This is a genomic window from Umezawaea sp. Da 62-37 (genome assembly GCF_032460545.1).
GTDB lineage: Bacteria > Actinomycetota > Actinomycetes > Mycobacteriales > Pseudonocardiaceae > Umezawaea.
The window spans coordinates 893,912-908,204 of record NZ_CP135965.1 but is presented as its reverse complement, the minus strand read 5'-3'; the positions used below and the strand labels follow the sequence as shown (position 1 = coordinate 908,204).

The following is a 14,293-nucleotide window of genomic DNA, read 5'->3' as shown; positions in this document are numbered from 1 at the left end:
AGTGCACGAACGGCCTGGTAGGTGGTGGCGGGATCCGCGTCGACCACCAAGTGGCTGGCGCGGATGAAGTCATGACGCGGTGCGAACCGATCGGCGAGCATCCGCGGGGACTGGACGTCCGTCTGCTGATCGTGCTGTGACATGGCGGGAGACCTCCGGTGGAATTCGAGGTGGTGGTCGACGGACGATGAGAACCGGGCAGGACGCGTGGTGCACGGCGGCCTTCGTGACGGAGCCGCACCGCCCGGTCAGGTTGTGGTGGTCGCCGGAGCCGACGACGAGCAGATCGCTGTCGGTGTACCGGCTGATCGCCTCGTGGGGCTGGAATCGGAGCAGGGTCGTGGCGCAGGAAGGCCGCGGGTCCAGCCGGTCGAGCAGCCGGGCTGCTCGGTCGAGCACGAATTGCGGTTCGGAGACCAGTGCGTCCCCCACGGTGTGCATGGGGGCGGCGTGCACAACGCGCAGCACTGAGTCGCGTCCAAGCACCGCGGCGGCTCGCGCCAGCACCAGGGCGTCGTCCTCACCGCCGCTGACCAAAGCCGTGATCCGCTGGTGAGCACCGCGCAGCGCCGAGGCCTCGCCTCGAACCACGACGGTGTCGCACAACGCCGCCTCCACCAACGGGAGCACCAAGCCGTCAAGCCCCAGCGGACTCGTCGAGCGACTCCGGCAGCCGACCACGAGCGTCCCCGCGCGCAGGCTCGCCGCTTCGAGATCGCGCGCCGGTTCCGGTCCGGTCCGGTGGATCCGCGGACGCAGTTCCGGGTGTCGGCCAGTGAGGTGGTCCAGGCCGTCGCCGTCGCCCCACGCCCACACATCGAGTTCGGAGCCGGTGCGGGCGGCGTGGTCCGCTGCCCAGAACAGGGCCGCGCGGCCCCACCGCGAGCCGTCACACCCGACGGCGACAGGGCTCGGTGGACGGTCCAAGACCATGGACGGGTCGAGAGGGCTGGAATGAACGGACATCGACGGCTCCTGTGACGCGGTTCGGCCGATCAGCGTGCGGCGGTGGTCGGTCCGTCCAGCAGGTCGGACACAGGACGGCGTGGCGTGGGGGCGGGGGTGCCGCAACCGATGCGCAGCACCGTCCGGGGCACCAGGGAACCGCCCGGTGAGCGGCGCGGTTCGTCGCGGACGGTGCTGACCTCGATCGGCTGCGCCAGGAACGACGCGGACAGCTCGAGGGGCGTGGCGGTGAGCAGGATCCGCCGCAGGGCTTGACCCGCGGGCAGCTCGCCCAGTGGCCCTTCGTAGTGCGAGTTCAGCACCACGACGAGCGGCTCGGGCTTTTGGTCCTTGCCGGGCGCGCTCTCGAGAGCGGTATCCCAGCGGACGGAAGCTGATTGATGTGCTTGATCGGCACCAAGTCGAGCAGCTCGCGCATCAACCCGGTCAGTTCCAACCGACCACCCAAGCGGACCGTTGCGAGCCGTTGACCACACGGGCGAAGGTCCTGTCCGGTCGAGGGCCAGGCGCGGTGTTCCGAGGTCGAGGCCGCTCATCGTGCCCGCGACAACCGGCGTAGGCGCTCGTACTCGTCCCCGTCGATCTCGCCCTTGGCCAGCCGTTCGGCCAGGACGGCCTCCACCGAGATGGTCGGCATCCCGCTCCGGATCCTGCGGCTGAGGGTGATCAGCCCCGCCACCGATCCGAAGAACAGCAGGATCATCACGATCCCCGTGAACCCGAATCCCATCCAGCCCATCCCGTAGCTCTGGTACCAGTGCACGTCCCGCTCCTCGTTGCCCGGTTGCCCTCAGCGTGCTGTCGGTGGGAGACCACTTCCAGAGGCCGACAGCCCGCGCCGCGCGCGGACCTGCCTCGGCTCGCAGGGTCGAAGGTCCTCGTCCGCGCGGGACCGCGGCCACTGCTCCCGCGGCACCGGGTGGACCAGGCTCGGGGTGAGCTGAGGAGGACCGAGCGATGGACGACTTCGACTCGCGGCCGATCGTGGTCGGCGTGGACGGATCAGCCGTGAGCCGTGCGGCGTTGCGGTGGGCGGTGGACGAAGCCCGACGACGCGGCTGTGCGATCGACGCGATCCTCGCCTGGCAAGGCGGTTACGGCATGATGATCGGCGCGGTGACACCCGACCTGCTGGCCGAGTCGACGCCGGAGCGGGAACACGACCGGTGGCGCCGAGTGCTCGACGACGCCGTGGCGGATATGGACGCGGGAGGCGGGATCCGCACGGTGCTGGTGACCCAGGACGCCGGGCCCGCGCTGGTCGAGGCTTCCAAGGACGCGGCGTTGCTGGTGGTGGGCACCCGCGGCGGGGGACCGGTCAGGAGTGCGTTGCTCGGGTCGGTGAGCGCGCACTGCGTGCGCCACGCGGCCTGCCCGGTCGTGGTGGTCCGGGAACCGTTGCCACGCGGGGACACGTCGTCCATGGTCGGTTCCGGCACGTTCGCGACTCCCGGACCTCTGCTGTGAGCGGGGGCGTCCGGGCGCTGCTGGTGGACGGTTCTGCGGTGTCGTTGCGGGAGCTAGGCCTGTCGGACACCGACGCGCTGTCGGACCTGCTCCGCGCGCTGCCTGAAGGTGATCGGCACTTCGGCCTGTTCGGCGCTCCGGCACGCGACGAGCACTCTCGACATCTCGCCATCGGTGCGTTCCGCGAAGATGATCTGCTCGGAGTCGCGAGCTGCGTGTCCGCGAGTGACTCGGACAGCGCCGAGGTGGCGTTCGCCGTGGCGCCGTCGGCGCGGACCAGAGGAGTCGGCACTCTGCTGCTCGAACACCTCGCCTCACTCGCCCGACGGCACGGTGTGCGCCGCTTCACCGCCGACGTGTCCGCCGCCGACTCCCACGCGGTGCGGGTCCTCACCGATTTGGGTCTGGTGTGGACGGTCACCGCGAACGGCGACGTGGCGCACGTGGACCTTGGCCTCGACCCGGTCGGGCACTACCTGGACCTGGTCGCCGACCGCGAGTCGACCGCCGACGTCGAGAGCCTGCGCGCGGTGCTGGAACCCACGTCGATCGTGGTGGTGGGCGCGGGGCGGTCGTCGTCCTCGGTCGGCAACGCGGTGCTGCGCAACCTCCTCGCGGGCGACTTCGCCGGCGATCTCCTCGCCGTCAACCCCCACGCCGACCACGTGCTCGGAATCCCTTGCCGAGACTCGGTCCTCGATCTTCCACCCGCCCCGGAGCTGGCCGTGCTGTGCGTCCCGGCGAAGCTCGTGCCGGGGATCGCCGAGGAGTGCGGCCGGCACGGGGTGAAGGCGCTCGTCGTCATCACCTCAGGCCTGTCCGACGACCCCGAACTCGTGGAAGGCCTGATGCGCGCCGTCCACGCGCACGGGATGCGGCTGGTCGGCCCGAACTGCCTCGGTGTCTCGACGAGCGCGCCCGACGTGCGGATGGACGCGACGTTCACCCGCACCCGCGCCGCCGCCGGGGACGTCGGTCTGATCACGCAGTCCGGCGGCATCGCCATCGCGGTCTCCGAGCAGCTGAACCGGATCGGCCGCGGCACCTCCAACCTCGTGTCCGCTGGCGACAAGTACGACGTGAGCGGCAACGACATGCTGCTGTGGTGGGAGCGCGACGAGCGCACCCGCGCGGTGGTGCTCTACCTCGAGTCCTTCGGCAACCCCCGCAAGTTCGCCCGGCTGGCACGCCGGGTGGCGCGCCGCAAGCCGGTGCTTGCCATCCGCTCCGCGACCACCGAACAGGGACAGCGGGCCGCCGCGTCGCACACCGCCTCGACGGCGACCCCGTCCGCGACGCGGGATGCCCTGTTCCGGCAGGCCGGGATCATCGCGGTCGACGGTGTGACCGAACTGGTGGACGTCCTGGCCGCATTGGACTCGCAGCCGCTGCCCCTGGGCAGGTCGGTCGCGGTGCTGAGCAACGCCGGCGGACTTGGTGTGCTCGCCGCGGACGCCTGCGTGACCCACGGCCTCACGATGGCGGAGCTGTCCGAAAGCACGACCCGTGCGTTGCGGGAGGCGATGCCCGCTACCTCAAGCCCGCACAACCCCGTCGACACCGGCGCGGTCGTGGACGAGGAGACCTTCGCCCGGTGTCTGGACCTGATCGCCGCGGATCCGGCCGTGGACGCCGTCATCGTCGTCACCGTCCCCACCGCGCTGGGGGATCCGGCGACCGCGATCCACCGGCTGCGGGTCGGGAAGCCGATCCTGGCCGTTCGGGCCGGGCAGGCGATGTCGGTGGAGACCACTCCGGCGGGCGTATCGTGCTACGCCGATCCGATGTGGGCGGCGTTCGTCCTGGCCCGGCTGGTGGAACGGGCGGAGTGGTTGGCACGCCCGGAGCCGGACCACGTCGACCTAGGTGGGATCGACCTGGCAGGCGCGCGCGCCGTCGTCGCCGACCACCTGACCGTCGATTCCGCAGGCGGATGGCTGGATCCTGATCGGGCCATCGTCCTGTTGCGGGCGTTCGGACTGCCGGTGCTGGGCGGTGTGCTCGCGACCACGCCTGGGGGCGCGGTGTCCGCCCAGCGCTCCTACGACTCCCCGGTGGCGCTGAAAGCGGTCGTCACCGGACTGCTCCACAAGACCAAGGGCCACGGCGTCTCCCTCCTGCTGGCCGACCGGGACGCGGTGACCGCCGCGTTCGAACAGTTCCGAGGCAGGTTCGGCACGCGCCTGCGCGGTGCGTTCGTGCAGCCCATGGTCACCGGCGGCCGTGAGCTGCTGGTCGGGGTGGTCAACGATCCGCGCTTCGGGCCGCTCGTGGTCACCGGGCTCGGCGGCGTGGACACCGACCTGGTCGACCGCCGGGCGTGCGCACTCGCACCGCTGTCCACAATGGACGCGGACGACCTGCTGCGCGGGTTCGGTGGATCCGCCGAGGTGTTCGCGGACATCGACGAACGACCGGTGCGCGATCTGCTGCTCCGGGTGGCCAGGCTCGCCGAGCTGCTGCCCGAGGTCGCCGAGCTCGACCTCAACCCGGTGATCGTCTCCGACGGCCGGTGCCTCATCGTCGACGCACGGGTCCGCGTGGCACCCGTCGAACCGGTCGACCCGTTCCTGCGCGGCCTGCACGTCCAGCGACTCACGAAGGAAGTGGCGTCATGAACCGGTCCGACACCAAACCGATCGTGGTCGGGGTCGATGGATCACCGGCCGGGACCGGAGCTCTGCGGTGGGCCCTGGACGAGGCCGCGATCCGCGGCTGCGCGGTGCACGTGGTCAACGCGTGGGACTACGAACCCCTGACCGACTGGACGGAGACGGCCGAGCGGAACGCGCGCGCGTCGTCCGAGGCGCTGGTCGAGGAAGCCGTCCGGGACGCGGTGCTCGGCCGGGTGGATCCGCCGGTGGTCCTGCGGCGATGCCTTCGCGGCATCCCGGCGGAAGTGTTGGAGAGCGCTTCGCGTGATGCCGACCTGCTGGTCGTGGGCTCGCACACCGGCCACCGGCTGCGCGACATCGTGCTCGGCTCCACGAGTGCGCTCTGCGTGCGGCACGCGACGGTGCCGGTCGTGCTCATCCCGGCCCGGACCGCCCCGCTGGACACCAGGATTGCCGCTGGCCATGCCGCTGACCACGGCTGACCGGCCGCGGGTCGGTCCGCAGCGGATGTCGGTGGACGAGGTCGTCCGGCAGGCAGGAACCGACTCCGAGCGCGGGTTGTCGAGCGCGGAGGCCGCCCTGCGACTGGTCGAGCTGGGTTCGAACACCCTGCCCCCGCAACGCCGCCAGGGGTGGGTGCTCCGGTTGCTGGCGCAGCTCAACCACCCGCTGATCTACGTGCTGCTGGCCGCGGCCACGCTGACCGCGCTGCTCGGGGAGACCGTCGACGCGTCGGTCGTGTTCGCCGTCGTCGTGGTCAACGCGGTCATCGGGTTCCTCCAGGAGGCCAAGGCCGAGCGGGCGTTGGACGCGCTGGCCGCGATGGTCCGCACCGAGGCGACCGCGGTGCGCGACGGCGTCGCCTCGCGGGTGTCCTCCGACGACCTCGTACCCGGTGACCTCGTGGCGCTGGAGGCGGGGGACAAGGTCCCCGCCGACCTGCGGCTCTCGCGCACCGGCGAACTCGACGTGGACGAGTCGGCGCTGACCGGGGAATCCGCGCCTGTCGGCAAGGACCCGGCGGAGCTGCCACCGGACACCGTGCTGGCCGACCGGGTCAACATGGCCTTCTCCGGCACCCTCGTCACCGCGGGCAGCGGCCGCGGGATCGTGGTCGCGACCGGCGCGGACACCGAGATCGGCCACGTCCACCAGCTCGTCGGCGCCACCGCGACGGTGGCGACACCGCTGACCCGCAAGCTCGACCGGTTCAGCAGGCTCCTGACCTTCGTCATCCTCGGACTGGCCGCGCTCAGCGTGGCCGTCGGCCTGGCGCGCGGGGAACCACTCGGGTCGATGGTGACCGCCGCCGTCGCGCTCGCGGTCGGCGCCATCCCCGAAGGACTGCCGGCCGCCGTCACGGTCACGCTCGCGATCGGCGTGGCCAGGATGGCGCGCAGGCAGGCGATCGTCCGGCGGCTGCCCGCCGTGGAGACCCTCGGCAGCACCACGATGATCTGCACCGACAAGACCGGCACGCTCACCGCCAACGCGATGACCGTCCGGGTCGTGGTGGCAGGTGGAGTCCGCCACGACCTGACCGGCATCGGGTACGACCCCGACGGCGATGTGGAGCCGCCCGTCGACACCGCCTCACGGGAGTGCTTGCTCGCGGGACTCGCCTGCAACGACGCGCGGATCGTCCACGAGGACGAGAAGTGGTCCGCCGTCGGCGACCCCACCGAGGCCGCGCTCGTGGTCTCCGCGCGCAAGGCCGGGCTCGGACCCGACGACGTGCCGACCCGGCTCGACGTCCTGCCCTTCAGCTCCGACCGCCGGTACATGGCGACCCTGCACCCCGCTGGGCTGGTCTACCTCAAGGGAGCGGTCGAACGGATCCTCGACCTCGCTGGTAAGACCGACCGCGCCGAAGCCGACGATCTCGCAGGCGGCGGCCTCCGGGTGCTCGCCATCGCCACCGCCCGACTGCCGGACGGTGCCGCATTGACCGAGGAGGCCCTGCGCGGAAACGTGGTCCTCCTGGGTTTGCAGGCCATGCACGACCCGCCGCGACCGGAGGCGATCGAGGCCGTGCGGGAGTGCCGCGCGGCGGGCATCGAGGTGCGAATGATCACCGGTGACCACCCGGCCACCGCCCGCGCCATCGCCGAGCACTTCGACATCCCCGCCGACGCCGTGTACGCCAGGGTCACGCCGGAGGAGAAGCTGAGGCTGGTCACGGAGTTCCAGGCCCAGGGACATGTCGTGGCGATGACCGGCGACGGCGTCAACGACGCACCCGCCCTGCGTCGCGCCGACATCGGCGTCGCCATGGGGCGCGGCGGCACGGAAGTGGCGAAGCAGGCCGCCGACATGGTGCTGGCCGACGACAACTTCTCCTCGATCAGGGCCGCGGTGCAGGAGGGGCGCGCGGTCTTCGACAACCTGCGCAAGTTCATCATCTGGACGCTGCCGACCAACATGGCCGAAGGCCTGGTGATCCTCGCCGCGGTCCTGCTCGGCACGGCGCTGCCGATCCTGCCGGTGCAGATCCTGTGGATTAACATGACCACCGCGGTCGCCCTCGGCCTGACCCTCGCGTTCGAACCCCGTGAGCCGGACGTCATGCGCCGACCACCTTTGCCGCCGTCGTTGCCGTTGATGACCCCCCAGGTCGTGCGCCGCATCCTGTTCGTATCGGCCATCCTGCTCGTCGGGTCCTTCGCGGCGTTCCACTGGCAGCTCGCCGCAGGTGCGTCGCTCGACCAAGCACGCACAGTCGCGGTGAACGCGTTCGTGGCCGCCCAGATCGCCTACCTGCTCAACTGCCGGTCACTGGACAACCTCCGGTCCGGTGTGGGCTTCCTGGCCAACCCGTGGCTGCTTGCGGGGATCGGCACCACCGTGGTGCTGCAACTGCTGCTCACCTATCTACCGGTGATGAACACCCTGTTCCACACCGCGCCGATCGGCTGGAGTGCCTGGGGGTTCGTCGCAGTGCTGGCGCTGATCACGTTCGTTCTGGTCGAACTGGCGAAGTGGGTCTCCCGCGTGTCGGCGTCGCGATCGGAGGTCCCAGGGTCTTAGGTCCCCGCCCGACGGGGACCACGGGTACTGCTCCGCACGTGGGCGGCAGGCGAGGCTGGTGGTGACGCGGCCGCTCGGCGGCGGCCATCCGACGAGGGGTTTCCCGTGACGCTGACCGAACCGGCACCGATCCGAACGCGGCCCGATCTGGAGTTGATCGACGCCTACTGGCGGGCGGCGAACTACCTGTCGGTCGGGCAGATCTACCTGCTGGACAACCCGCTGCTGCGCGAACCGCTGCTGGCGGAGCACGTGAAGCCCCGGCTGCTGGGGCACTGGGGGACCACTCCGGGGTTGAACCTGCTGTACGCGCACCTGAACCGGGTGATCAACGAGCGCGACCTGAACGCGCTGTACGTGACCGGTCCCGGTCACGGCGGGCCAGGTCTGGTGGCCAACGCCTACCTGGAGGGCACCTACAGCGAGGTCTACTCCTCGATCACCGAGGACGTCGACGGGATGCGCGGGCTGTTCCGGCAGTTCTCCTTCCCCGGCGGCATCCCCAGCCATGTCGCGCCCGAGACACCCGGCTCGATCCACGAGGGCGGTGAACTCGGCTACGCCCTCGTGCACGCGTTCGGCGCGGCGTTCGACAACCCGGACCTCAAGGTGCTGTGCGTGATCGGTGACGGGGAGGCCGAGACCGGGCCGCTGGCGGCCAGTTGGCACTCGAACAAGTTCCTCAACCCCGTCACCGACGGCGCGGTGCTGCCGGTGCTGCACCTCAACGGCTACAAGATCGCCAACCCGTCGGTGCTGGCCAGGATCCCGGACGAGGAACTGGCCGCGTTGATGCGCGGGTACGGCTACACGCCGCACTTCGTGGCCGGTGACGACCCCATGGCCGTGCACGAGCTGCTTTCCTCCACTTTGGACGTAGTGTTCGACGACATCGTCGCCATCCAACGCGCCGCCCGCGAGACCGGCGGCCCGCACGAGCGTCCGCTGTGGCCGATGATCGTGCTGCGCACGCCGAAGGGGTGGACGGGGCCGAAGGTGGTCGACGGGATGCCGGTCGAGGGCACGTTCCGCGCGCACCAGGTGCCGCTCGCCGCCACACGAAGCAACGCCGAGCACCGTGCGCAACTCGAGGAGTGGATGCGCGGCTACCGGCCCGAGGAGCTGTTCGACGCCGACGGCCGGTTGATCCCGGAGTTGCGGGCGCTTGCGCCGCGCGGGATCCGGCGGATGAGTGCCAACCCGCACGCCAACGGCGGACTGCTGCGCCAGGACCTCACCATGCCCGACTTCCGCGACCACGCCGTGCCGGTCGAGCACCACGCCGTGGAGTCCAGCGAGGCCACCAAGGTGCTCGGCGGGTTCTTGCGCGACATCATCACCCGCAACCCCGACCGGTTCCGGATCATGGGCCCGGACGAGACCGCGTCCAACCGGCTGTCGGCGGTGTTCGAGGTGACCGACCGCGCGTGGAACGCGGAGACCCAGCCCGGCGACGACCACCTCGCGCCGGACGGCCGGGTGATGGAGGTGCTGTCGGAGCACCTGTGCCAGGGCTGGCTGGAGGGCTACCTGCTGACCGGGCGGCACGGGCTGTTCAACTGCTACGAGGCGTTCATCCACATCGTCGACTCGATGCTCAACCAGCACGCGAAGTGGCTCAAGACGACCCGCGGGATCCCGTGGCGCGCACCGATCTCGTCGCTCAACTACCTGTTGTCCTCGCACGTGTGGCGCCAGGACCACAACGGGTTCTCCCACCAGGATCCCGGATTCCTCGACCACGTGGTGAACAAGAAGGCCGAGATCGTCCGGGTGTACCTGCCGCCGGACACCAACACCCTGCTGTCGGTGGCCGACCACTGCCTGCGCAGCAAGCACTACGTCAACGTCATCGTCGCCGGCAAGCAGCCCGCGCTGACCTACCTCGGCATGGACGAGGCCGTCGCGCACTGCGCGCGGGGACTCGGGATCTGGCCGTGGGCGGGCAACACCGACGGCGAGCCGGACGTGGTGATCGCGTGCGCGGGCGACGTGCCCACGATGGAAGCCCTGGCCGCGACGGACCTGCTGCGCACCCACCTGCCGGAGTTGAAGGTCCGGTTCGTCAACGTCGTCGACCTGATGCGCCTGGAACCCGACACCGAGCACCCGCACGGCCTGTCCGACCGCGACTTCGACGCGCTGTTCACCACCGACAAGCCCGTCGTCTTCGCCTTCCACGGCTACCCGTCGCTGATCCACCGGCTCACCTACCGCCGTGCCAACCACCACAACCTGCACGTGCGCGGGTACAAGGAGGAGGGCACCACGACCACGCCGTTCGACATCCTGATGCTCAACGACCTGGACCGCTTCCACCTGGTCATGGACGTCATCGACCGCGTCCCGTCGCTGGGCAGCCGCGCGGCGGTGCTGCGCCAGCGGATGGAGGACGCCCGGCTCGACGCCCGCGCGTACACGCGTGAGCACGGCGAGGACGACCCGGCCATCTCGGGCTGGACCTGGCCGGACCGGGGCTGAACCGGTGCGGGTGCTGGTGGTCAACGCGGGCTCGTCGAGCGTGAAGCTGCGGTTGCTCGACGAGCACGACTCCCTCGTGCGGAGCGAGGACCTGTCCGCCGGGACGGACGGGATCGACACGGCCCGGCTGGCCGACGTCCTGCGGGCATGGCCCGCGCCGGACGTGGTCGGGCACCGCGTCGTGCACGGCGGCACGCGCTTCACCGGCGCGGTCCGAGTGGCGGACGAGGTGCGGGCCGGGCTGGAGGACCTGATCGACCTCGCGCCGCTGCACCAGCCGAAGTCCCTCGCCGCGCTCGACGCCGTGACGGCGCTGCTGCCCGACGTGGCCGCGGTCGCGTGCTTCGACACCGCGTTCCACAGCACGATCCCCGAGGCCGCGGCTACCTACGCGGTCCCGCGTGAGTGGCGCGAGCGGTACGCGATCCGGCGCTACGGGTTCCACGGCCTGTCGCACGCCCACTGCGCTCGCCGCGCGGCCGAGGTCGCGGGTCTGGACGCGCCGCGGATCGTGTCCTGCCACCTGGGCGCGGGCGCGTCGCTGGCCGCGATCGTGGACGGCCGCAGCGTCGACACGACGATGGGCTTCACCCCGTTGGAGGGCCTGGTCATGGCGACCCGGTCCGGCACCGTCGACCCCGGACTGCTGCTGTGGCTGGAGGAGCACGAACACCTGACCCCGCACGAGGTCGCCACCGCACTGGAGCAGCGGTCCGGGCTGCTGGCGCTGGCGGGAACCGCGGACATGCGCGATGTGGAGGCCAGGGCCGAGAACGGTGATCCGGACGCGCTGCTGGCGATCGACGTCTCCGTGCACCGGTTGGCGGGCGCGATCGGCGCCATGGCCGTCGCGGCGGGAGGGCTCGACCTGCTGGCTTTCACCGGCGGCGTCGGCGAGCACTCCGCGCTGGTGCGACGACGGGCGGCCGAACGGCTCGCGTTCCTCGGCGTCGCTGTCGACTCCCGGCGCAACGACGCCGCTCAGGGGGACGCCGACATCTCCGCAGTGGGCGCGGCCGTGCACACCGTCGTGGTCACCGCACGAGAGGACCTGCGGATCGCTCACGAGGCGCGGACGCTGCTCGACGGGTGAATCGGGAGACGGAACTGAGATTGCTTGTGGGCGAACCCTGCCCCGACCAGCGTGACACGCCGGTCGAGGCAGGGTTCGCCTCCGTTCAGGAGAGGGAGGTCTTGACCGCGGTGGACAACCTGTCGAAGTCCAACGACTCCCAGTTGGCCTCGGCAACGTCATCGGTACGCGCGCGGAACCGCTGTGGTCGTCACGACCGCCTTTCGTCGGGGTCGTCACCGACAGCCGGTTGTCCGCCGTGTTCGGTCGCTTGCACGCGCGGACGGAGACCGGCACCGTCGTCCGGACGTCGTCGGCGGGCTCAGCCTGTCCACGGATTCGCCTGACCGTCGCCAGAGCCGGCCAGAACGTCGTCGACGGCTCGGCGTGGAGTCGCAGGGACCCGCTCTTGGTCCGTGGGAGCCCAGCCGATCCTGAGCACCATCTGGGGGGAGGCGACACCACCGAGCACCGTGGCGCGCAGGAGTTCCCGGATGCCCCTGACCTCCAGGGGCTGGCTGAGCGGGCAGGTCGCCAGACCGAGGGCCGTGGAGGCCAGCAGCACCGCGCTCATCGCCTCGCCCGCCCGCAGCCGGGACACGTGGTCGTCCATCGTCGTCGCCAGCACGAGCAGTTCGCCGGCGTCGTCCTCCCACCCCTCCCGCGTCTGGGCGAGCACGCCGTCGGGGAACGCGCGCATCGTGGTGTCCCCGTGCGGCACGGTCGTTCGAGGGGTGCTCGAGGCGAGGACACCGTCGTCGGCGGCGGAGCCGCGACCCGCCCATGCGGCGAGTTCGCTCCGGTACTCGGGGTCGGCGTCTTGTTGTCGCGCGGCGTCGGCGATCGCCGAAGCCAGCCGGAACCGGTCGTCCGGGTCCGTCGCGGCGACGACGATCGCGCCCTGCGCGCCCGCGCGTTCGGCGACCAAGCCGATCAAACCCTCGGGCACCGGCCACGAGGTGAACCGCCTGCGATCGGTGTGCCTGCGGGGAATGGTCGACGAAAGCGCGATGTCTTCGGCGGTGGGGTTCCTCGACGTGAACTCCACGGCCGCGAGGTGGTCCGGTTGGGCCGGGTTGGGGAGTCGGTGCACGGTCGTGTCCCACCCAGCCGCGGCAAACCCGACCCTCAGGTGGTGCAGCGCCGCGCCGCAGCTCATGAGGAGGTCGCGGCAGTCCGGGTCAACGGCGGGCAGGTGGCGGCTCCGGTCGGCGAACAGGTGCAGCGAGTTGTCGCCGGCGACCCAGCGCCACGGCTGCGAGTTGTGGATCGAGGGTGCGCGGCCCGCCAACGCGATCACGGAGCGGATGGTGTCGTCATCGGGTCCCTGGTGCCGCATGGCGGGCCACTTCCTGTTCGGGTGCAATGATCGGTGTCGGACACCTTCTACCGTTGCGCCGTCATGTGTCGCTGCGGAGAGTCCAAGGGCCCGACCGTTGAGGCCGAACTTGATGAATCGATGTGATGTCGACGTCACGTCACCCGACCCGGTCGATGGCGGGCACTCTTCGGGGTCGGCGTGGCCGGGCACTGCACCTACTCCGGTGACGGGTGGGTGGCGCGGGCGGACGGAGCCGTTCGAGGGCGAGTGCGTCGACGTCTCACACCGGTCGCACGATGGCCACGGGGCACGGGGCGTGGTTCACCAGCGCCTGGCTGGTGGAGCCGAGCAGCATGCCGGTGAAGCCGCCGTGGCCGCGGCTGCCCACGACCAGCAGCCGTGCGTGCTCGGCGATCCGCAGCAGCGCGCGGACCGGGCGGTCGCGCACGACGATGCGCTCCACCGCCACGTCCGGGTACTTCTCCTGCCACCCGGCCAGCCGCTCGGCGAGCAGGATTTCCCGCTCCTGCACGGCCTCGATCTCGGTCGCGGTGAAGTGGGTGGCCTGCACGGCGTCCTCGAGCAGCGGGTCGGTCCACGACAGCACGGCGGTCAACGGCGCTTCCCGCACCGACGCGGCCTCGAAGGCGAACCCGATCGCCGCCTCGCTGGTGGGCGAACCGTCCACACCGACCACGACGGGTCCGTCGGCGGTGGTGGTGCCGCGCACGACCACGGTCGGGCTGTGGGCGTGGGCCGCGAGCGCGGCGGCGGTGGAGCCGAGCAGGATGCCGGTGAACCCGCCGAGGCCTCGGGAGCCGACAACCACCATGCGGGCGTGCGCCGACTCGTCGATGAGCTGGGAGATGTCCGGCGCCATCACCGACCTCGTCTGGACGGTGATGCCGGGTGCGGCGGCGAGTGCGGCGACCGCGGCCTCGTCGAGCCACTGCGTCCCCAGGTCCTGGAGCGTCGTGAGGAGCCCTTGCGCGTCGACGAGCATGTCCGGGTAGCCGCGGGTGGGCAGGGAGTAGCAGTGCACCAGGAGCAGCGGGACGTGGTGGCGTGCGCAGTCGTCCGCGGCCCAGAGGACCGCGTCCAGCGCGGTGGCGGAACCGTCGACGCCGACCACCACGGGAGGTGCGACCAGGTTGTCCATCAGGAATTCTCCTCCGTCGACCACCGCCACCGGAGGTGCCCGGCGCCCGTGGTGTGCTCCACCACCGAGGCTAGGTTCGGCACCGGTCCGGGACTGCTGCCGGAGGTCCTGGGCAGAACGCCTCCCAGCGCCCTGCACAGGAGTCGTTGTGCTCTGGCCGAACGACGGGGCTGTACCGCTAAGTC

11 protein-coding genes are annotated in these 14,293 nt (G+C 71.1%); 6 read left to right on the top strand and 5 right to left on the bottom strand.

The window, feature by feature from the left end; translation table 11 throughout:
• Positions 1-69: 69 nt before the first annotated feature.
• The 3 genes from RM788_RS03870 to RM788_RS03860 form a co-directional block, all read right to left on the bottom strand.
• Complete coding sequence (locus tag RM788_RS03870; RefSeq protein ID WP_315930095.1) at positions 70-966, bottom strand: universal stress protein; 897 nt, start codon at positions 964-966, stop codon at positions 70-72.
• 29 nt (positions 967-995) lie between these two features.
• Positions 996-1,271: a hypothetical protein gene (locus RM788_RS03865; RefSeq protein ID WP_315930094.1), complete on the bottom strand. Its 276-nt coding sequence runs from the start codon at positions 1,269-1,271 to the stop codon at positions 996-998.
• Positions 1,272-1,498: 227 nt separating this feature from the next.
• A complete protein-coding gene (locus RM788_RS03860; protein ID WP_315930093.1) occupies positions 1,499-1,729 on the bottom strand; it encodes an SHOCT domain-containing protein in 231 nt (76 codons plus the stop codon).
• Between the two features lie 194 nt (positions 1,730-1,923).
• On the opposite strand from RM788_RS03860, the gene RM788_RS03855 reads away from it, so the two are divergent.
• From RM788_RS03855 to RM788_RS03830, 6 genes are all read left to right on the top strand, one after another.
• Positions 1,924-2,433 (top strand): universal stress protein, encoded by a 510-nt coding sequence (locus RM788_RS03855; RefSeq protein ID WP_315930092.1) that lies wholly within the window; start codon positions 1,924-1,926, stop codon positions 2,431-2,433.
• Positions 2,430-5,051 (top strand): bifunctional acetate--CoA ligase family protein/GNAT family N-acetyltransferase, encoded by a 2,622-nt coding sequence (locus RM788_RS03850; protein ID WP_315930091.1) that lies wholly within the window; start codon positions 2,430-2,432, stop codon positions 5,049-5,051. The genes RM788_RS03855 and RM788_RS03850 overlap by 4 nt, the downstream gene beginning before the upstream one ends.
• Positions 5,048-5,530 (top strand): universal stress protein, encoded by a 483-nt coding sequence (locus RM788_RS03845; RefSeq protein WP_315930090.1) that lies wholly within the window; start codon positions 5,048-5,050, stop codon positions 5,528-5,530. Before RM788_RS03850 ends, RM788_RS03845 begins: the two co-directional genes overlap by 4 nt.
• Complete coding sequence (locus tag RM788_RS03840) at positions 5,511-8,075, top strand: cation-translocating P-type ATPase (protein ID WP_315930089.1); 2,565 nt, start codon at positions 5,511-5,513, stop codon at positions 8,073-8,075. The genes RM788_RS03845 and RM788_RS03840 overlap by 20 nt, the downstream gene beginning before the upstream one ends.
• A 105-nt stretch (positions 8,076-8,180) precedes the next feature.
• Complete coding sequence (locus RM788_RS03835; RefSeq protein ID WP_399343035.1) at positions 8,181-10,556, top strand: phosphoketolase family protein; 2,376 nt, start codon at positions 8,181-8,183, stop codon at positions 10,554-10,556.
• Between the two features lie 4 nt (positions 10,557-10,560).
• Positions 10,561-11,649: an acetate/propionate family kinase gene (locus tag RM788_RS03830; RefSeq protein WP_315930088.1), complete on the top strand. Its 1,089-nt coding sequence runs from the start codon at positions 10,561-10,563 to the stop codon at positions 11,647-11,649.
• A gap of 301 nt (positions 11,650-11,950) precedes the next feature.
• On the opposite strand, the gene RM788_RS03825 is transcribed toward RM788_RS03830, so the two are convergent.
• Together RM788_RS03825 and RM788_RS03820 are read right to left on the bottom strand one after the other, a co-directional pair.
• A complete protein-coding gene (locus tag RM788_RS03825) occupies positions 11,951-12,928 on the bottom strand; it encodes an Acg family FMN-binding oxidoreductase (protein WP_315930087.1) in 978 nt (325 codons plus the stop codon).
• 301 nt (positions 12,929-13,229) lie between these two features.
• On the bottom strand, positions 13,230-14,108 hold the full coding sequence (locus RM788_RS03820) for a universal stress protein (RefSeq protein WP_315930086.1): 879 nt from the start codon (positions 14,106-14,108) through the stop codon (positions 13,230-13,232).
• Positions 14,109-14,293 lie beyond the last annotated feature (185 nt).